Below are 20,025 nucleotides of genomic sequence, written 5' to 3'. Positions count from 1 at the left end.
TCTTTTCCTCAATACTGCCTCTATTTACTCCAATATTCTGCCGTCTGCAATCTCCAACACCCGTTCGCCGCGTGTGGCGATATGCTCGTCGTGCGTCACCATCACCAGCGTCGTCCCCGAATCCTCCCGCAACCGCCAGAGCAGATCCAGAATCGATTCGCCTGTCTTCGAATCCAGGTTGCCCGTCGGCTCGTCCGCCAGCACCAGGCTGGGCCGATTCATCAAGGCCCGCGCAATCGCCACGCGTTGTTGTTCACCGCCGCTCAGTTCCGCCGGCCGGTGCTCCATGCGCCCGGCGAGACCCACAGCCTTCAGCAATTCGGTCCCCCGCTCCGCCACGCCGTCGCGCGACCGCGATTGCAGCAGGGCGGGCAGACAAACATTCTCCAAAGCATCCAGTTCGGGCAGGAGATTGTACGACTGGAAGACGAACCCCAGCCGCTCGTTGCGCAGCCGGGTTCGCGCCGCGCCTGGCATCCTAAAAAGCGAAGCGCCATCCAGGCTCACGTCGCCTGCGGATGGCGCATCCAATCCGCCCAGCAAATGCAGCAGCGTGCTTTTCCCCGCCCCCGAGGCGCCGACGATCACCAGCGCTTCGCCACGGCGCACGCGCACATCGATCCCGCGTAACACCTCAACTTCCTGCGAGCCGAGAGTGTAGTTTTTGCGAAGTCCGCTCGCAACCAAAATGTCCTCGCCAGCCTCACTCATAGCGTAGGGCCTCCACGGGTTCGAGGCGCGCAGCCCACCACGCTGGGATTACTCCACCCAACGTGCAAATTCCAACAGCGGAAGCCCCGATGACCAACAGATCACGCATGGTCAGATAGGCCGGAATCTGGGTGAAGTTATAAATGTCCGGCGGGAACAACTCGACTCCAAAGACATGCGAGAGAAAACTCCGAATTACATTGATATTCTCGATGGTCAGCAGGCCCAGCGCGACCCCTACGGTCATGCCCACGACGCCGACGAAAAAACCCTGCAATAAAAAGATCCGTAAAATTTTTGATGACGATCCACCCAGTGATTTGATGATACCAATCTCCCTCGTTTTTTGTACGGCGACAGTAATTAGCGTGCACATGATGCAAAATGCGGCGACGACCGTTACCAGGATCAAGATGAAAAACATGGTGGTTTTTTCAACCTGGATGGCCCCGAGCAAGCGCCGATTCAGTTCCGCCCATGTTTGCGCGCGGAGGGGACGGGCGAGCTGTTTGTTCAGAGCATCTGCGACCTCGCGGGAACCATTGATCGGGTCGTCCGTGCGAATCTCGATCCCGTGGATGGCGTTGCCCAAACTGTAAAGTTCCTGTGCGGTTTCGAGAGATGTGAAGATCAAGCCGACATCGTACTCATACATTCCCGACTCGAAGATGCCGGTGACCGTCAACTCCATCGGGAGATAGACTTCCTCGCCTTTTTTTTCGAGATTGCGCGGCGAATAGACCGTGATCTTGTCACCGAGGAAAATGCCGTACTGCGAGGCCAACTCACGGCCGATAACTACTTTGTCACCAATCAGGTCGAGGCGACCTTCCTTGATGTACGAGCCGAGTTGGCTGACCGTCACCTCGCGCTGTGGATCAATGCCTTTGAGGTACGGCGTCGTCCTCCGGCGTTCGAACTCGATCATCACCAGCCCCATCGCAAACGGCGACGCGGCCTTCACGTGCGGCGTCTCTAGGACTGTTTGGAGCAGTCTGTCGCTGTGCTCGATCAAGCCACCCGATGTCACCGTAACATAGGCGTGCATGCCCATGAGCTTTTCGCGTAGTTCGCGGTCAAAACCGCTCATCACGGCGATGACAACGATGAGTACCCACACGCCAATCGCCACCCCCGACAGGGAGATGAGCGTGATGACGGAAACGAACGTGCGCTTGGGTTTGAGATAGCGGAGCCCGAGAAAAAGCTCGAAGGGCAGTCGTGTCATGTGTGCGGCCGCATCAGCGGGAAGAGGATCACATCGCGGATGCTTTCTGCGCCTGTGAGCATCATGACCAGCCGGTCGATCCCCATGCCCATCCCGCCGGCTGGCGGCATGCCGTGCTCCAGCGCCAGGAGAAAATCCTCGTCAAGCTTCTCGGCGTGTCCTTCCGCCTGGGACAGTAAACGCTCCCGTTGGACAACGGGATCGTTCAGTTCAGAGTACGCGGGGGCAATCTCCTGGCCGTTGATAATCAGCTCGAACACGTCCACGACACTTGGGTCCTGGCGGTTGGGTTTTGCGAGCACGACCAACTCGGCGGGGAGATGTGTCACGAACGTGGGATTCATGAGCGACGGCTCGATAATCTTTTCGAAAATCGAGTTGGTCACTTCGTAATCGGGCGTATTGGCGGTCACTTCAACTCCCATTGTGATCGCTTGGGCCTTGCGATCCTCGGGCGTGAGCGTGAACCACTCGTTGCCAATTCGCTCCTCGACCAACTCGCGGTACGTCACGCGACGCCACGGGGGCGTCAGGTCGATCTCCTGGCCATCGGCGCGGCGGATAAGCAATGAATCCGTGATGGCCTCCGCGACCGACACGATCATTCCCTGCGCCAGGTCCATCATCGACTCGTAATCGCCATACGCCTGATAGACCTCGAGCATCGTGAACTCGGGATTATGGCGGCGCGAGATGCCTTCGTTGCGAAAATTGCGGTTGATCTCGTAGATACGCTCGAAACCACCGACGAGCAATCGCTTGAGATAAAGCTCAGGCGCCACCCGCAGGAATAGGTCAATATTCAGGGCTTCGTGATGTGTCTCGAACGGCTTGGCCGTCGCGCCGCCCGCAAGCGGCTGCATCATCGGCGTTTCGACTTCCATGAAGCCGCGCGCGTCGAGAAACTTGCGCATCTCCGCCACGATCCGACTGCGCGCCAGGAACGTCTCGCGGGACCTTTCATTGAGGATCAAGTCAAGATAGCGTTGACGCAAGCGTGTTTCGACATCCTTGATGCCGTACCATTCCTTCGGGAGCGGCTGGATTGCCTTGCTCAACAACGTCACGCTCTCCACCTTGACGGTCAACTCGCCCGCATGGGTCGTGAACAGCTTGCCGCTAACGCCCACGATGTCGCCGAGATCGATGAAATGTTTGAAGAGATCGAATTGCTCTTCGCCCAATGCCTGCTTCTGGACGTAAATTTGGATCTTCGCAGTGGAGTCCTTGATGTCCGCGAAGAGGCTTTTGCCCATGTCGCGGTGGCTCAATACGCGCCCGGCCAGCCGCACCTCACGGTCGGGTGTGGCATTCGCGCGCGCGGAGCCGATCGATTCGCTCACTTCGTATCGCCCGCCGTATGGGTCGATCCCCAGCTCCAACAGCTTCTGCCGTTTTTCCAAACGTGGTTTGGTTAGTTCACCCTGGGGTTCCATGCCGTGCGAAGAATAGCCGCAGTCCCCGGCGCGGGCAACGCTAAACATTTCGCCTTCACGGGCTGGAATTCCCGGCGTGCTTGCGCTACGGTTCCCGCGTGAAAATGAGGAGCCTACTGGCGGCCCTTGCACTGGCGGGGACGACGGCGACACGCGCGCAGGACACGACCGCGCCGTTTGTCGGCAATTTCCCCAACGTCACCGAGGGACGCTACCAGGTCTTCGCGCAGAGCGGACACCAAATGGCGTTCGAGGTCAACATGTTCATGAACCAGATGCTGCGCCAGTATGAAAAGTTCTTCAGCAACTGGGGCGGCAAACCCGGCGCGCGCGTGATCGTGTTCGATAACGTCACGGATTTTCGTAACTATGCCGGGAACGTGGTCTCGTTGACTCATGCGGGCCTCGCGGGTTACTGTCATCTCAAGACCGATGAGGCGGGCAACCAGTTCTATGAAGTGGTGTCGTACCAGGACCCGAACTTGTGGCGCGTGCTGGCGCACGAGGGGTTTCACCAATTCATTGGATACGAACTCGGACTACAGGTCCCAACGTGGCTGAATGAGGGCACGGCGCAGTATTTTGAAACCAGCTTCATCACGGGTTCGCATTTCAACGTGGGCCAGGTCAGCCGCACGAAGCTGCTGTACGCGCAGGCACTGATCCTCAACAAAAAGGCGCCGCCGATTGCGCAGTTGGTTTCCTGGGACCAACCCACCTTTTATGCGAACGCCAATGTCGCCTACCCGATGAGTTGGGCACTCGTCTATTACCTGCTGAATTCGAACAATGACCGGTACGAGCAGAGCCGGTTTCGCCGTTATCTACAGGACCTGAAGTTTGGTAATGACAGTGTCCGAAGCTTGCAAAGGGAGTTTGGGTCGGACATCAACCGCTGGCAGGCCGACTTTGAAGACTACATCTTGCACCTGAAACCCCAGACGGATTGATGTCCCACGCATCCGCCGCGCCTTCCCGTGTTGTTGGTGGACGGTTTTTGCGAAATGTCTAGAGTTTTGCAGTCGATTTCGCTAGCGTGAAGCGCGGGTATGCAGGAAGTTGAACTGGCTTCGGGATGCTGAACTGGTACGACATCGTGGTGGTCGGCGCCCTGTTCTACGGCGTGTGGAGTGGTATCCATTCCGGCTTGACGGGTGAAATCATCCGCGTCATAGGGCTGGTGTTGATGATCGTGGTTGCCTTGGTGTTCCACGAATCCGTGGGCGACTGGCTCCGCATGAGTTCTTCGCTGTCCGACGAGACGGCGCAGCTTGTTGCTTTTGTGGGCATCGCCGTGGTGGTTTACTTGATCACGTTGGGAATCCGTCTGAAGACCCACCAGCGGATGCAGGAACTGAAGGTCGGGGCACTGTTGGAAAACGTGGGTGGTGGTTTCGCGGGGGTGATTCGGATGGCGGTGATTATGGCATGGGTGACGATGGTCCTGAGCCTGTCGACGAGCGGTTTCCTGGCCGATCAGGTCGGTATGAACTCCCGTTTTGGATCTCTGGTTCTCGACCAACTCCCAGCGTTACGAGCAATGATGAACCATGGCGGGCTGTTGCCGAAGGCGAGCCGACCGCCGGATCTGCCCCACGAGGAAAACAGCCCGACCAATACGCAACATTCAGAAACGGTTACTCAATAAGCTGTGCCCGGTTTAATTCCTGAACCTGTTCTCGAGCAAATTCGCCAAAACAACGACGTTGTCGAGGTGATCGGCTCCTACTTCCCACTGAAACGGGCGGGTGCGAACTTTCGCGCCCTCTGCCCATTCCACAAGGAGAAGACCCCGAGTTTCAATGTGAATCCGTCAAAGCAAATCTGGCACTGCTTCGGCTGCGGCGAAGGCGGCAACGTGTTCAGTTTTGTGATGAAGTACGAGAACGTCGACTTCCTTACCGCAGTCCGCCGCCTGGCCGAACGCGCCGGTATCAAGCTGGAATACGAGGAACGCGCCGGTGACCCGGGTCGTGACCAGAAGGATCAGCTTTTGGTGCTGCACGAAGTTGCCGCGAATTTTTTCCATCACAATCTCATGAAGGAACCGAGCGCCGCGGTCGCGCGCGAGTACCTGAAGAATCGCGGCATCACCGCTGAGACAGCCAAGAAATGGCGGCTCGGCTACTCGCCCGATGCCTGGGACGGGCTGATCCAGCATGCTGCAACGAAGAAACTTGCCGCGGAATTGCTGGCCGCGGGGGGCCTGGCTTTACAACGTGACCGGGGCGATGGATTCTACGACCGGTTTCGCGGGCGGTTGATGTTTCCGATTTGTGACGAGCAAGGGCGTGCGGTCGGGTTCAGCGGTCGCATCCTGACCGATGCCAAGGACCAGCCAAAGTACGTCAACTCGCCGGAAACGCCGATTTTCCAGAAAGGCCGCATCCTCTTCGCACTCGACAAGGCCAAGCGTGCGATTCTCGACGAAAAATATGCGATCGTCTGTGAAGGACAGGTCGATACGATCTCCTGCCACGAGGCGGGCGTTGAAAACGTGGTTGCGCCACAAGGCACCGCCCTCACCGAACAACACGCGCGCATCTTGAAGCGCTACGCCGAAGAGGTCGTGTTGATGTTCGATGCCGACGCGGCCGGCCAGAACGCCATCGTGCGTAGCGCCGGGCCGTTGTGGGATGCGGGCGTGGTCATCCGCGTGGCGGTCCTGCCGCCCAGGCACGACCCCGACAGCTACGTGAAAGCCTTCGGCGGGGAAAAGCTAAAGGAGTTGGTTACCAAGGCGCCCAGTTTTTTTCTGTATCTGCTCGACCGACTTTCACAGCAGCACGACCCGCGGACGGAGCGTGGCAAGCTGCAGATTGCGCGGCAAATGGCTGAATGGCTGGCGCGCATTCCGACGCCGATCCTGTTGGCGACGTATGCGCAGCAAACCGCCAGGCGCCTCGACATCGGCGAAGACGTCCTTCGCAAGGAGGTCACGAAACTGACGGGTAGTCGACGCGACCGCACAGGCATTGCCGGCGGTGACGATGAGTTGAATGACGCGGCAGACATCGATGAGGAACGACCGCGCGGGTTGCCGGCGGAGGAGATGCTGTTGCGAACGATGCTGGCGGATGAACGCATCATTGAGATAGCCGCGGAACGCTTGGATTTGGCGTGGTTGAGTAACAGCCTCGCGGGGCAAACAATCCAGGACGCGTTACGCCTCTATAATGGACGGAACTGGAACGGGCCGAACTCGCTCCTCAACCAACCGCAGAGCGATCAGACGAGTCGGCTCGTCTCGGAGTTGCTGTTGAACCAGGAATCTGTCAAACAGCCGGAAGCGGCTGCAGCGGATTGCCTTGCGACGCTGGAGCAGCGCTGGATGAAGCAGCGCCTGGGCGAGTTGCGGCGGCAATTGCAGCAGCCCGGTTTGAGCGCGGCAGATTCAGCCCCGCTGCACCAACAGTTGCTTGACTTGGACTCCAGACTGCGGCATATTGCCACGTTTTTGAAGGGGAAACCGTAGCTTACCCGGCGTTGGCCATAGATTTATTTTTATTATGTCGAAGGATAATCATCATCGGAAGAAACCCGCCGTCCACGAACCACCCAAGCTCGATCGCGACGAGAAAAACGAGAAGATCAGGGAGCTGATCAAGCTCGCCAAGGAACAGGGCTACCTGACCTATGGCGACGTAAACGACATTCTGCCGGAGAGCATTCTCTCTCCCGACGAACTCGACGCGATCCTGATCCAGCTTCGCGGGATGGATATCGAGATCATCGACGCCTCGGAGGTCGACCGTTTCAAGCGGGAGGCCGAGGAGGAAAAAGAGACCGCCAAGGTCGATTCCCGCCTCGACATTCTTGATGACCCGGTGCGCATGTACCTCAAGCAGATGGGCCAGGTGCCGTTGCTCACGCGCGAACAGGAAGTCGAAATTTCCAAGCGCATCGAGACCGCCGAGAACCACGTAAAGTTGATCATCAACAATTTCGGCTTCACGGCCAAGGAGCACATGGCGCTCGCGAAACGCCTGCTCAACGGCAAGGAGCGGTTCGACCGCGTGATCATCGACAAGAAAATCGACAGCCGCGAGCAATACATGCGCGTGCTGCCGCGGTTGCTCACGCAGGTAGAAAAGGCCGACTTGGTGGTCGATGGGAAGTACGACAAGGCGACGCGGTCGGGACTCAATAAGAAAGAAACCGAAAAACTCCGGCGCGATTTCAAGAAGTCCGACACGGCGCTCCAGAAGTTGTTCGAGAAGTTCTTCTTCAAGCAAAAGGTGCTTGAAGAATTTGTCGAGAAGGCCAACGAAGTGCGAGAGAAATTCGATGAGGCGCTGTTCCAGATCGAACGGATGGAAAAGTTGCGCCGCTCCCCCGCCCTCGATGCGGACCAACGCAACGAAGAGCGCAAGTTGAAGAAGCTCGAACTGGGCTCGCGCATGAACACCGAGGAATTCATCAAGGCGCACGACGAACTCAAGTCGTGGATGAAGAAAGCGGTCCAGGCCAAGAGCGAGATGGTGGAAGCCAACCTGCGCCTCGTGATTTCCATTGCCAAGAAGTACACCAACCGCGGCCTCTCCTTCCTCGACCTGATTCAGGAAGGCAACATGGGCCTGATGAAGGCTGTGGAAAAATTCGAGTACCGCCGCGGCTACAAGTTTTCCACGTACGCCACCTGGTGGATCCGCCAGGCCATCACCCGCTCCATCGCCGACCAGGCCCGCACGATCCGCATCCCCGTCCACATGATCGAGACGATCAACAAGTTGATGCGCGTGCAAAAGCAGTTGCTCCAGGAATTCGGCCGCGAACCGGTTCCCGAGGAAGTCGCCGAAGAAATGCAGATGCCCGTCGATCGCGTCCGCGCCGTGCTCAAGATGGCGCAGCAACCGATTTCGCTGCAATCCCCCATCGGCGACAGCGAGGACACCAGTTTCGGCGACCTCATCGAAGACAAGTCCGCCGAGAACCCGTCCGACATGGCGTCGTACTCGCTGCTCAAGGAAAAGCTCAACGACGTGCTGGACACGCTGACCGAGCGCGAGCGCAAGGTGCTGCAACTGCGTTTCGGCTTGGGCGACGGCTACTGTCGCACGCTCGAAGAAGTGGGCCGGCAATTCCGCGTCACCCGCGAGCGCATCCGCCAGATTGAAGCCAAAGCGCTGCGGAAGATGCGCCACCCCACGCGCCTGCGCCAGGTCGAAGGTTTCCTGCAAGCGCAGGGCTTCTAGCCAACTCTTTTTCATCCTCCCACAAGCCTTGATGGGCCTAATTTTGCGGCCATTCAAAGCTTGCCGGACATCCACCTTTCTGTTATAGATATCAGAAGGTGTGAGGGTCCCGTTTGCCCCTGGTTTCGGAAAGTGCGTTGATGAATCCGCAAATTCTGAACGCAGATGAAGGAACGAGCACGGGCGCGCGTTGGGTACACGCTTTCACCTTGATTGAACTCCTCGTTGTGATTGCCATCATCGGCATTCTGGCGGCGATGCTGCTTCCCGCCCTGAACAGCGCGCGGGAACGAGGTCGTCGGGCTGTCTGCATCTCGAATCTTCATCAGATCGGCCTGGCCGGTTTGGCGTATGCCGATGACTGGAAGGGTTTTCCCTGCATGGGTAATCCGGCCGCTGAACCTTGGCGCTGGGCTGGGAATCTGATCAATGTGCCGATGGATCTGCCGACTCGGCCGCTCAATCCCTATCTCAAAATCACCCACGTTCAGCTTTCCAATACCGGATCGCTGGCTCCGAATATTGCGTCCGTAATGCGGTGTCCATCAGATCGCTCCTACCAAGGCGGGCCAAGCTGGTATCAAATGCAGGGCACGAGCTATTTTTTCAATGTCTACGGCTGGAAGCACAACCCCGGCACCGGCACCACTGATTTCAATGGATTGGTGAAGACAATTAAGAACACCGCTACGGAAATCGGTGGTGTGAACCCGGCAGACGTGAGTAAGGCATCGATTGTCGTCATCGCCGCTGACTACGTCGTCAATTACGCACTGGCCGCCACCGAGTATGGGTCCGACCCGAACCTTCTGGGACCGCACCAGCCAGGCACGGGCTGGGGTAACGCCGTATTTGTCGATGGCCACGCCGCGTGGGTGCACTTTGCCGAATCGACCGCCTCCTATTACCAAGGCCCGGACTGGACGATGGTCGCGCAGTAGCGGCATCGGCGAAAAATTCAGGACGAATTGCCGATTTGGATTATATTGAATCGTCATGGAGGCCAGTGCCGTTATCCGCATGTGCGCTCCCCTTGTCCAACCGCTGGAAGACACGGGCGCGATCCCGAACAACCCAAACTGTCCACTCCTCATCTATCCGAACGCCCTCGTGCTGCCGAAGGACAATCCAGCTCGGTTCATTGAGCAATTGCTGGCGGACAACCAATGGGGCGGGACGTGGCGGAACACCATCTACGCGTTTCACCATTATCACAGCACCGCGCACGAAGTCCTCGCCTGCTACCGCGGTTCGACCGAGGTCCAACTCGGCGGTGAACCGGGCATCCTGCACACGATGAACGTCGGCGACGTCATTTTGATTCCCGCCGGCACCGGTCACAAGAACCTCCATGTCACCGACGACTTCGCCGTAGTGGGCGGTTATCCCCGAGGACAAAAGTGGGACATGTGCTACGGTGAATCCGGCGAACGCCCCCAAGCCGATCAAAACATCGCCCGCGTCCCGCTCCCCAAATCCGACCCGATCTACGGCACCGATGGGCCGGTGCTGGAATTCTGGAAAGCTTAGGTGCCGATGCCCCGCAGGTGTGACACCCGCGGGGCAATTCGTCTTTGCCATGCGGAATTACATGTTGTGCCCAACGCCTCTCTGCACCGGCTTGATGATCCCAAACAGGCCATGCCCTTCACCGCCGATACCCGCCGTGAAATAGAGCACCAGCCCATCCACCGCGTCGGGGTCATGCCTGTCCAACCCGGGAGGCACACTCGAAAGCGCGCTGAACTTCAAGCCCCACAAGCTGTCGATGGCAATGACGTTGCCGCGCACGTCCGTGAGTTGCCCCAGAAACGCTCCCGAACCGGGCGCGTACGCATTGATCCGCCCATCGCCAAAATTCCCCACCAACACCGCGCCGCTGAACTCCCCGAAACGACTGGGCGCCAGTGCCACGCCCCACGGCGAATTCAACGCGCCGTTGGCCGCGAATTGTTGGAGCCGGTTCCCATCCAGATCAAACACATCGACAAACCCGTTCCCCGGCCCAGCGACGTCGTCGTGTTTTTCCGCGTTCTGGATCGCAAACGTAACGTACAACTTCCCGTCGATGTCCTGAATGCCAAATGGCGCGTAGCCCGCCGGTAGTGTCCCGTCCGTGAACGAACTCACAAAATTAAAGTTCGCGTCATACTTCTCGACGGTCCCATCATGGAAATTCGTCACGAAGATAAACTCGTTGGACGAACTGTCGGCCGCCCGCGCGATGCCCTTGTACACCGCATTCGACGCGGAATGATCGATCACCAGCACCGCGTTGGTCGGGTCCACAACCGGGTTCCAGCCGGAAACCGTGCCGTCTTCCGTGGACCAGAGGAAGAGACTCGGCGCTGAATTCGTCCCCTCGGTGATCGCGAACGCGCTCGTATTGTTGCCGATCATCCCGGTCGGCGTCGCCGGATTCGTACTGCCCGCCGGCGGCGCGACGATCACCACCAGCGATCGGGGCGTCCCATCCGCGTCATATAATGTGGACACACCCGTCCCATTGTCCGAGACCCAGACCCGACCCGACGATGGCACGACCACGAGCCCCCATGGATTCACCAGGTTCGGGTCGGTGAACTCGCCCACACCGGCAATGTCCGACACCAGGTTCACCTGCCGATACTCACCCGAAGGCCGCGGTTTTCCCTTCTCCGACTTCGCAACGCTGCCCGTCGCCAACACCAATCCCGCGATCGTAAGAATCCCCAGAAAACCAAACGCCATCCTTCCCTCAAATGACTTCATACCCGCTCTCCTTTCCCGTTCTTGTTGCAGTTGACTTCCCTCTTGATCCCGTACCAACCTGCCGTGCGAACGCGTCGCGATTCCGCGTGTCCCAACGGCGCAACGCTTCACGTACGAGTACACTAGGCAGGCCTTGTTTTTCCTGCAACCGGGGAAGGTTCCGATTCCGATGTAGGGTCGAATCCTAACAGCGCGCTCCGGCAGATTACACGTCGGCTACAGCGCGGTCATAAAAGGCGAGATAATCGTCCGGCGTCTGGCCCGCGCGGAAGCTCATCGCCGAGCGCGGATGCATGTTCATCTGGCCCGTGATGTTATAGGGAATCGACGGGCCCCAATCAAACTGCTTCCGCATCGGCAGGATTGTGTGCTGGATCACATCCAGCACCGCGCGCAGTTTGAACTTCGGATTGCGCAGGAAACCGAGCAGCAGTTCCATCGGACAATTCCCCGCGCCGCGACCGAGCCCCATCAAGGTCGCATCCACGCGATTGCATCCAAGAATAATGGCCTCAATCGTATTGGCGAACGCTAACTGCAAATTATTGTGCGCGTGAATCCCCACGTCCTTCTTCAATCCCTCGACGGACTTCGCGTACTTCCTCACAAGATAATCAATCTGCTCGCGGTACAGATTGCCGTAACTGTCCACCACCACCACCGCGCTGATCGGCGTCTTCGCCGCGAGCTGCAGCACCGTGTCGATCTCCGCGTCCTGCGTGATCGAGATGGCCATCAGATTCAACGTCGTCTCGTACCCCAACTCGTGGCAATGATGGATCATCTCCACCGCCTCGGAAATCTGGTTGGCGTAACACGCCACGCGGATCATCGAGAGCACGCTGTCCTTCGCGGGAATAATCTGCCGTTTCCAATCACTCTTCCCGCCCGCATCCGCCATCGCCGCGAGCTTCAACCCCGGCGCCACCTTCTTATGATCGCCCACCACCCGCCGCAGGTCCTCCTCGTCGCAATGCCGCCACGGCCCGTACTCCGCCCGCGGAAATTGCTCCACCGAATTCTTGTAACCGATCTCCATGTAATCGATCCCGCTCGCCACGCACGCGGCATACACCGCCTTCACCTGCTCGTCAGTGAACTTCGAATTATTGATCAACCCCCCGTCGCGAATGGTGCAATCCAGCACCCGCAACTCCGGCCGATACGTGATCCATGGCGCTTTGTCAGTCATAGAGCGAATTCCCTTCCAGAAACCGAACCACCCTCATAACGGCGGGGTGCCTGCTCTGTCAACAATAAGCCCCTTAACGAACCGACAGGAAATTTGCCTCGTCCGCACAACCCATTCCAAATCAACCACATGACTGGGGAGTTCGTTTCGTAATTTCGCGGTCTGGGGCGCGCCGTCTCGTCCTCCGTAGCCTTGGCGAAGGAGGAAGTTTCTTCGCGAAGTAGGCTTGCACGTTGAGCGTTGAAAGTTGGATGTTGAACGTTTATCCGTTCACCATACCATTATCGGAATCCGATGTCCAGAGCGGAGTGCGGCACTGGCTGCGCGACACGCCGCGATGTAGTTGTCGCGGCAACGTCATCCGCTAATTCGCCGTCGGCTGTAGCCGCGCTTGCCAAGCGCGGAATCCGCCCCTGTAGCCGCTGGCTTCAGCCTGCGCAGTTGTGCGCTGAAAAGCCTGCCCCGAATCCTTATGGTTTCATCCGGATGTAGCCGCGCGCGATGAGAGCCGAATTCGCGCCGGCGGCGCAATCCGCCGCGCGCCTTAGCCTGTTGTAGCTGCGCTTCTATGAAGCGCAGGCTCTGTCCCCTGTAGCCGCAGGCTTTAGTCTGCGAACTTGCGGGTTGAACGTTGGAAGTTGAACGTTTAGGTATTCTTCACGGTATGTTCGCGTTGATCGAGGACAGCGTATTATTGACCTTGTTGCCGAGCCCCTGAAGAACCAGGATCGCCACCACCGCAATCAAAGCCAGAATCAGCGCGTACTCCACCAAACTCTGACCCGATTGTTTCCGCACCACACGAGCCAACTTTTGTAGACGTTTTTTCATAGATCTCCACTTTGAAGGAGCATACGGTCCAATAAAACATTTGCCTATCAGGTACCGCCTTTATTTCGCTTAGGAAGAAATCCTAGAAGCACTGACCATCTTTTCCCCTCGTGCTGTCCGCGTAGTCGCTCACGGCAGGTTCGCGTTGACTGACGACAGCGTATTATTGACCTTGTTGCCGAGCCCTTGAAGAACGATGATCGCCACGACAGAGATCAACGCTAGAATCAGCGCGTACTCCACCAAACTCTGACCCGATCGCCTCCGTCCCTTACGAAACAGCCTTTGCATACGTCTTTTCATAGGCCTTCGATAGCAGCAATATAAATGCCCGGCGGAATTTACCTCGCAGGCGTGTCCCACATTTCGTGCAGCGCGACACCTGCGAGTCGAGGCGATGTGAACCTACTCACGAACTCCGGTTGCTGTAACCCCGCTGCTACCATGGCTGCGCAAGGAATCTGGCTGTGCAAGGAATCTTCACCATTACACCGGTGTAATCTTGCGCGCGCAGCCCGCCCGACACGCGATCCTCGGTGCTCTGTCATGCATGCGAGAGTTTTTTCAGGAAACCGAAGTCCCCTCACAACTGCGATCCGCTCCCCCGTAGCCGCGGGTGTTGAACGCGGAATCCCTCGGCTGTAGCCGCGCTTGTTAAGCGCGGATGAATGGCTACTGTATCTTCGCGCCAAATACCTTCTTAAGCAGGTCGGTGCTGCGTGCGACGGGGTTTTGACGGATGTTCTTCTCCTCCGCGGCCACCATCTTGAACAAACCATCCAACGCCTTGCTGGTCACGTAACCATCCAGATCAACGGCGTTGTTCTGGCCCATGAACTGGTTGATCGAGCCGGCATGCTTCATCAATTGCTTGTAGGCCGCCGTGACGCCCGTCTTCTCCGTCGCCTGCTTCACGATCGGCAACATTTTTTCGGTCAGTTGCGCCGCGCTGGTCTTGCGGAAATACTGCGTCGCCGCATCGTCGGGACCCGCGAGAATCGCCTTGGCGTCATCCACGTTCATCTTGGTGATCGCATCACCGAAGATCGCCGCGGCCTCGGGCACAGCCTGTTCCGCCGCGTGATTCATGGTGGCAATGAATTCGTCCACCACCTTGTCCTGCCCTACCGCATGGGCCGCCTGCTGCACTCGCTTAAGGGAATCCGGCACCGGGATCTTCACATCGAGATTGTTCAAGTAGCCGCCATCGTGCCCCAGATTGGCCACGGCCTGCTGGACGCCCTTCGACAACGCCTGTTTCAACCCGTCATACATCTCCCCCTGCGTCAGGGATGTCACGCCCGCCGGCGCGGCATTGCTACCCGTTATGTCCTTCTTAAAAGTGTCCAACCACCCCGCCTCAGCGGTAACCGAAAGCAACCCGATCAGTAACGGAGTGAACAGCCAAACGGACCAAGAGCGATAGTTTTTCATAAATGTTTTCCCCGTCAACGCTGTGCCGCCTCAAAGCCTGATACTCGGCCTCGCGAAAGTCAAGAAGCAGTCCTGGCCTTCCCTGGTGGGAGCGACATTCCTGTCGCGACTCCCCCCGCAGCCGTCCTCGCCGCCACCCCACATCCTGCCGCCCCGTAATCGCGCCGACTGCACCTACAAATAAGACTCCCAAATATAGTAAGACAGGCTATATTTTCTTACAAATATTTCTTGCATTACTTATGGAAGATGCTGTACTTTGACACGGAAGCGAGAGGAACAACATGTATACAGCTTACGTTACATCCAAAGGGCAACTGGCCATCCCGGTCAAATTGCGCCGGAAATACAACATCAAAAAGGGTACCCGCGTCAACTTTGTTGAGGTCAACGGCAAAATCGTTATGCAGCCTGTAACGCGCGAGTTCATCGAGTCATTCCGCGGCATCTTCAAGTTGAAACCCGGCGAGAAATCGGCGACACAGGAATTGATTGAGGAGCACGCGGAAGAAGTGCGCCGCGACGAGGAGAAGATTGCGCGCCACAGTGTTTGACAGCTACGCGGTTCTCGCGTTGTTTTTCGGAGAACCCGGCACGGACCAAGTCGAAAATCTGCTCCACGAGGCTGCCACCACCAATCGGCCCGTGCTGATGACCGCGATGAACTGGGCCGAAGTGCTCTACCAGATGCGGCGCAAACGCGGCAACGAAGGAGTCGCGACAGCTAAGTTGTTCGAGGCGACGATGCCCTTCGACGTCGTCCCCGCTGACCGTGATCTCGCCGAGCTTGCTGCCGAATACAAAGCCGCGCACAAGATGTCACTCGCCGACGCTTTCGCCGCCGCCCTGGCCAAGCAGAAAAAAGCCGAACTCGTCACCGGCGACAAGGAGTTCAAGCCATTGGAGCAAGAGCTAAGGAAGATTACATGGCTTAAGTAGATGAAACGCTGGGCATGAATAACAAACAAAAAGAAGAACTGTGTCTTGCCCTGATGCGTGCAGACAGTGAAGCGGCGCTTGTTCAAATCCTCACCGACGCGGGTTATTGGCAAAGCAAACGATGCTGGCGACTTTACGGAGACAGGGAGAATAATTTCAGCACAATCGGCAACCAACAAAATCGGCCCGATGCCGCCCTAGTCGAAAAGTTGGTAAATTCAGTAGATGCCCGATTAATGCATGAGTGCCTAGCTTGCGGGATAAACCCACAATCACCGGCCGCGCCACAGACAATTCGCAACGCCATCTCCCAATTCTTTGAGGATGGTCGCACTAGCGGCAGTGTTTTCGGTGGGCAGGTTAAGACTTGGGATAATGAAAGGCGGCGGGAGGTTGCCCGCGGAATCACGCTCGCCGCAACCGGAGTTAAAGGGCAAGAAGGTGACCCCTGCCTAACAATTGCTGACGAAGGAGAAGGGCAAACACCACGTAATTTTCCAGAGACGTTTCTCTCTCTTGAAAAGTCTAACAAGCTTCGCATTCCTTTTGTTCAAGGGAAGTTCAATATGGGTGGGACAGGCGTTTTGGAGTTTTGCGGACGGCAAAATCTTCAATTCATTTTGAGTCGACGAAGTCCACGCATACTTAATGGGAATTTCAATCATCCAACCGATGACGAGTGGGGATTTACTGTCGTACGTCGTGAAGACCCTTTAGGAAACCGCCGAAGCTCATCATATACTTTCCTGGCTCCCGTTGGCGCAGATGAGAAGCCTCAACAGGGGGAAGTTCTCACGGTCGCTGCAGAAAAACTACCGTTCTTCCCGGACGGAGCAGTGCCTTATGCGCGCGAGTCTGAGTGGGGAACACTGATCAAGCTTTACGAGTATTCACTTCCCGGTCATCGCACCCATATCCTACGCAAGAGCGGCTTACTCGCCCGCCTTGAATTGCTGCTTCCCGAACTTGCATTGCCAATTCGTTTGCATGAATGCCGCCCCGGATACGGTGGCCACGCGGGTAGCTACGAAACAACGCTTACCGGACTCAGCGTACGCCTAGATGAAGGCGGGCGCGCAGAGAATCTTGAAATGGATTTCCCTGTGTCCGTCGAGATGACGTGTGCTGGCGAGCCAATGACCGCAACCATTTTTGCTTTTAAAAAAGGTCGTGCAGAGACCTACCGCAAGTCTGAAGGTATTATTTTCGCGGTAAACGGTCAGACACATGGATACCTCACGGTGGAATTCTTCCGCAGAACAAAAGTCGGACTTTCATACCTTGCTGATTCGATACTCGTAATCGTGGATTGCACCGGCATTACTGGGCGCGGCCGCGAATTGCTGTTTATGAATAGCCGCGATCGCCTGCGTGACGGTGATCTTCGCAAGCAAGTCGAACAAGAACTTGAAGATTTACTAAAAAACCAATCGGGCTTGAAAGCCCTGCGTGAACGACGGCGCCGTGAGGAGATCGAATCTCGCATTGAAGATTCGAAACCTCTTGAACAAATCTTGGAAACGTTGCTTAAACATTCCCCGACGCTGGCGAATCTTTTCCTATTTGGAAAGCACGCGTCGAATCCTTTCAAGCAGATTAAGGCCGGTTCAGAAGATAAGCCCTACGAAGGCAAAACATATCCCACCTATTTTAAGTTCAAGGGGAAAGACCCTGGCTACGAATTGAGCCGAGAGGCGCACGTCAACATGCGCTGTCGGATTGCGTTTGAAACCGACGCGGTGAACGATTATCTCGGTCGCAGCATTGATCCCGGTACATTCACTCTGTTTGTATTCGACGGCCTATTGCGACAACAGGCAAAGAATTTGGGCTTCGCGAGTAATGTGAATCTCCAAAACGGGATTGCGACTTTAAGTGTCAAATTCCCTGAAACCTGCAAGGTTGGAGACAAGCTTAGGTTTATCGCAGTGGTGAACGATGCAACCCAAGCCGAGTCCTTCGAAAACAATTTCTCTATTCTGCTTCAGAAAGCAACCGAGGCATCGGGAGGTAAGGGGGATAGGCAAAGGCCTCCAAAAGAAGATGATGGAGAGGATCGCGAGATGCCTGGCGGTCTTGAGTTACCCGAATGCATTCGGGTCACAGAAGAACAATGGAATACTTACAATTTTGACAAATACACCGCACTTGTCATCAAGGACAACGGGAAGGGAGCTGACTCGCAGACCAGCGAATCAGTGAAAGTCATCTATGATTTTTTCCTCAATGCAGATAATGTCCATCTTCAGCGATTTCTAAAGTATGAGTTGAGATCTGGTGATGACAACAGGGTGGCCAAGTCGCGTTTCGAGTTGGGAATGCTGTTAACAGGATTAGCAATAGCTTATCAAGACAGCCTTGACCGCAAGCACGAAACAGCCCAGGACGAAGCCGGAGAAACCATTCTGAAGGAAAGCGTCGAACAGCGAGTAGCTAGTGTCACAAGAGCTTTCGCACCGTTTCTGCTACCAATGATTGACGCGCTCGGCGCGCTGGACTCTGATAGCGTGCACGTGGCAGATACGTCCGGCGAATCCACTTAGTGAATCGTCAGGCCAGTTTGTGAAACAGAACGACTTCTTTGCTACTTGCGATTGTACCTTTCCGATTTGCGTACCATTTACGATTGGGAACGGAACGCCATAATCTACCATCGTCCGAATTAGCTAATTCAGGAATCCTTTTCTCGGTAAATCCGACGCTTTCCATCGTACGAAGGTACATCGGTAGTTGCCATGTCGGATCGGAAAACGCGACCATTTGAACAACCAAGGTTTTCTGGCTCGCAACCCGTGCTACAGATTTGAACGCTGCACTCAATTGGTCGAAGTAGGTCTTAAGCCCTGGCTCATGCCGATCTCCGAACGTATAGAACGATGTACCGCTACCATCTTTGCCGTTAGCTATCCAGTACGCCGCTGGTGTCTCCTTCCGACCTTGAATCTGCCACCGATGATAGAGGATATGCACGCCGGGATACGGCGGTGAAGTGAGAACGAGGGTCGGTGTGGAATGGGCTGAGAACGCAGGATCGAATTCGATGCCGACGACTGACCGAGGCAAGCAAGTGGCCGTTGTTTCCGAACGTCCATGTTTACGGACGGCATGTGCATATTCCCTCGCACCGTGGCTCATCGCATTCAAATCGCTTAAGAATCTCCTGCGGAATTCCACGGCTTTCGGGATCTCTTTGCGACAGTCCAAAGCCCATTGCGCAGTCTTTAACAATACGCATCGAGCGAAGCAGCGTTGTTTCGCAGTTCGCAAATCGCGGAGCCGTCCGAGAGCCAGCTCCAATGTCTTACGAATTGGCCATGTTCTCCTACCAGAAATGTTTCGATGATATCCATCTGCAGCCCACCGATTCGCAGGGGCTGGCGGATTGTGAAGGTTCAATTCGGGCATCAAAGCGTACGCCCAAACGCGAACCTCAAGAAGGTCGGCATCTGACAAAACCGTCGTCTTTGCTTCGGAAATAAACACCGCAAGGCTGTTTATGTCTGTGCCGATAGCTCTTCTGCCTAATGCACTCGCCTCCACGAGCGTTGTCCCGCCGCCCATGAACGGGTCGAACACGGTCTCGCCGGGTTTTGTGAATGCCTTAATCGCAGCTCGTACAAACTGCGGAGAAAATCTGGCAGGATAACGATAATATCCGTGACTAAGGCCCACCACCGGCTTTTTGCTGTGGACGGCCTCTAAAAATACGTCACGGGTAGATGCCTCCAGCATGGCGTCCCCCATTCTTACCTCCTTGTACTACTAATTGTAGCACACCTGTCAACGGGCCGCTTTGCCAGATCACTTGGGGATCGGCGTGTGGCGCGCGTTCTGGGCGAAGAAGATGGCCGGCAACATCGCACGTGACCGCTTCGTGAACCGTGAACTGCGCAAGGCCGGTTGGCGCGTCATCCGCATCTGGGAACACAGCCTCCAAAATCCCGTCGGTGTCATCGCGCGGATCGCGAAGGCACTTAAGAGTTAGCCCGCCCCTCGCCGCAAGCGGCTGCAACCCGCCTCAACGCAGGCTGGTAACCACTGGTGTGCAGTGTCAGGTGTACTGGACACGCGTGTCCATCTTGTACAGGTCGTTGGACATTCACGTAACGCGGATTCCGTGACCGCGAAAAAAAACGCGGCGGTTACCTCTCTTCACAACCCACGCATCGAACGGACGTTACGGCGTCCACTACTGGTTACCTCCGGCGCCTTGTATTTCTTGGCACGGGGCCCGCTAATACCAAACGGCAAGTAGACGAGGTGAGCTTGGAGTTGCGATAGCAACACGGGCACATCGAGCGGTTAGGG

Annotated in this window: 19 protein-coding genes; 10 read left to right on the top strand and 9 right to left on the bottom strand. The window is 56.6% G+C overall.

Going from position 1 to position 20,025, the window contains the following annotated elements; genetic code table 11:
- Window positions 1-24: 24 nt before the first annotated feature.
- Genes VNL17_12260 through lysS form a run of 3 tightly spaced genes read right to left on the bottom strand, consistent with a single transcriptional unit; the run spans window position 25 to window position 3,423 of the window.
- On the bottom strand, window positions 25-711 hold the full coding sequence (locus tag VNL17_12260) for an ABC transporter ATP-binding protein (GenBank protein HXI84850.1): 687 nt from the start codon (window positions 709-711) through the stop codon (window positions 25-27).
- Entirely contained in the window at window positions 704-1,939 is a 1,236-nt protein-coding gene (locus tag VNL17_12255) for an ABC transporter permease (protein ID HXI84849.1), read from the bottom strand. Before VNL17_12255 ends, VNL17_12260 begins: the two co-directional genes overlap by 8 nt.
- Window positions 1,936-3,423 carry a lysine--tRNA ligase gene (gene lysS / locus VNL17_12250; GenBank protein HXI84848.1) on the bottom strand — a complete coding sequence of 496 codons (1,488 nt, stop codon included), beginning with the start codon at window positions 3,421-3,423 and terminating at the stop codon, window positions 1,936-1,938. Before lysS ends, VNL17_12255 begins: the two co-directional genes overlap by 4 nt.
- 56 nt (window positions 3,424-3,479) lie before the next feature.
- On the opposite strand from lysS, the gene VNL17_12245 reads away from it, so the two are divergent.
- From VNL17_12245 to VNL17_12220, 6 genes are all read left to right on the top strand, one after another.
- Window positions 3,480-4,325, top strand: coding sequence for a DUF1570 domain-containing protein (locus VNL17_12245; GenBank protein HXI84847.1), 846 nt, complete (start codon window positions 3,480-3,482; stop codon window positions 4,323-4,325).
- 125 nt (window positions 4,326-4,450) lie between these two features.
- Window positions 4,451-5,023, top strand: coding sequence for a CvpA family protein (locus VNL17_12240; GenBank protein ID HXI84846.1), 573 nt, complete (start codon window positions 4,451-4,453; stop codon window positions 5,021-5,023).
- Window positions 5,024-5,026: 3 nt separating this feature from the next.
- Window positions 5,027-6,850 carry a DNA primase gene (dnaG, locus tag VNL17_12235; protein HXI84845.1) on the top strand — a complete coding sequence of 608 codons (1,824 nt, stop codon included), beginning with the start codon at window positions 5,027-5,029 and terminating at the stop codon, window positions 6,848-6,850.
- A gap of 34 nt (window positions 6,851-6,884) precedes the next feature.
- Window positions 6,885-8,570: an RNA polymerase sigma factor RpoD gene (gene rpoD / locus VNL17_12230; GenBank protein HXI84844.1), complete on the top strand. Its 1,686-nt coding sequence runs from the start codon at window positions 6,885-6,887 to the stop codon at window positions 8,568-8,570.
- A gap of 140 nt (window positions 8,571-8,710) precedes the next feature.
- Window positions 8,711-9,511: a type II secretion system protein gene (locus VNL17_12225; protein HXI84843.1), complete on the top strand. Its 801-nt coding sequence runs from the start codon at window positions 8,711-8,713 to the stop codon at window positions 9,509-9,511.
- Window positions 9,512-9,566: 55 nt separating this feature from the next.
- On the top strand, window positions 9,567-10,100 hold the full coding sequence (locus VNL17_12220) for a cupin (protein HXI84842.1): 534 nt from the start codon (window positions 9,567-9,569) through the stop codon (window positions 10,098-10,100).
- Between the two features lie 57 nt (window positions 10,101-10,157).
- On the opposite strand, the gene VNL17_12215 is transcribed toward VNL17_12220, so the two are convergent.
- From VNL17_12215 to VNL17_12195, 5 genes are all read right to left on the bottom strand, one after another.
- A complete protein-coding gene (locus VNL17_12215) occupies window positions 10,158-11,321 on the bottom strand; it encodes a TIGR03118 family protein (GenBank protein HXI84841.1) in 1,164 nt (387 codons plus the stop codon).
- A gap of 205 nt (window positions 11,322-11,526) precedes the next feature.
- Window positions 11,527-12,513 (bottom strand): aldolase catalytic domain-containing protein, encoded by a 987-nt coding sequence (locus VNL17_12210; protein ID HXI84840.1) that lies wholly within the window; start codon window positions 12,511-12,513, stop codon window positions 11,527-11,529.
- 657 nt (window positions 12,514-13,170) lie between these two features.
- A complete protein-coding gene (locus VNL17_12205; GenBank protein ID HXI84839.1) occupies window positions 13,171-13,344 on the bottom strand; it encodes a Flp family type IVb pilin in 174 nt (57 codons plus the stop codon).
- Between the two features lie 129 nt (window positions 13,345-13,473).
- Entirely contained in the window at window positions 13,474-13,647 is a 174-nt protein-coding gene (locus tag VNL17_12200; GenBank protein HXI84838.1) for a Flp family type IVb pilin, read from the bottom strand.
- Between the two features lie 369 nt (window positions 13,648-14,016).
- Window positions 14,017-14,778, bottom strand: coding sequence for a DUF4197 domain-containing protein (locus tag VNL17_12195; protein HXI84837.1), 762 nt, complete (start codon window positions 14,776-14,778; stop codon window positions 14,017-14,019).
- Window positions 14,779-15,062: 284 nt separating this feature from the next.
- On the opposite strand from VNL17_12195, the gene VNL17_12190 reads away from it, so the two are divergent.
- From VNL17_12190 to VNL17_12180, 3 genes are read left to right on the top strand one after another with little or no spacing between them, the layout of a single operon-like run.
- Window positions 15,063-15,332 (top strand): AbrB/MazE/SpoVT family DNA-binding domain-containing protein, encoded by a 270-nt coding sequence (locus VNL17_12190; GenBank protein ID HXI84836.1) that lies wholly within the window; start codon window positions 15,063-15,065, stop codon window positions 15,330-15,332.
- On the top strand, window positions 15,325-15,717 hold the full coding sequence (locus tag VNL17_12185; protein HXI84835.1) for a PIN domain-containing protein: 393 nt from the start codon (window positions 15,325-15,327) through the stop codon (window positions 15,715-15,717). Before VNL17_12190 ends, VNL17_12185 begins: the two co-directional genes overlap by 8 nt.
- A 14-nt stretch (window positions 15,718-15,731) precedes the next feature.
- The gene (locus VNL17_12180) at window positions 15,732-18,260 is read left to right on the top strand and encodes a hypothetical protein (GenBank protein ID HXI84834.1); all 2,529 of its coding nucleotides are present in this window, start codon (window positions 15,732-15,734) and stop codon (window positions 18,258-18,260) included.
- Window positions 18,261-18,267: 7 nt separating this feature from the next.
- Here VNL17_12180 and VNL17_12175 read toward each other — a convergent pair whose 3' ends face one another.
- Window positions 18,268-19,449, bottom strand: coding sequence for a DNA methyltransferase (locus VNL17_12175; protein HXI84833.1), 1,182 nt, complete (start codon window positions 19,447-19,449; stop codon window positions 18,268-18,270).
- Window positions 19,450-19,510: 61 nt separating this feature from the next.
- Between VNL17_12175 and VNL17_12170 the strand changes: the two genes are divergently transcribed.
- A complete protein-coding gene (locus VNL17_12170) occupies window positions 19,511-19,702 on the top strand; it encodes a hypothetical protein (GenBank protein ID HXI84832.1) in 192 nt (63 codons plus the stop codon).
- Window positions 19,703-20,025: the final 323 nt, after the last annotated feature.

It is taken from the genome of Verrucomicrobiia bacterium, assembly GCA_035577545.1.
Taxonomy (GTDB): domain Bacteria; phylum Verrucomicrobiota; class Verrucomicrobiia; order Palsa-1439; family Palsa-1439; genus Palsa-1439.
The sequence above is the reverse complement of the archived record's forward strand: the minus strand, read 5'-3'. Positions and strand labels throughout refer to the sequence as shown.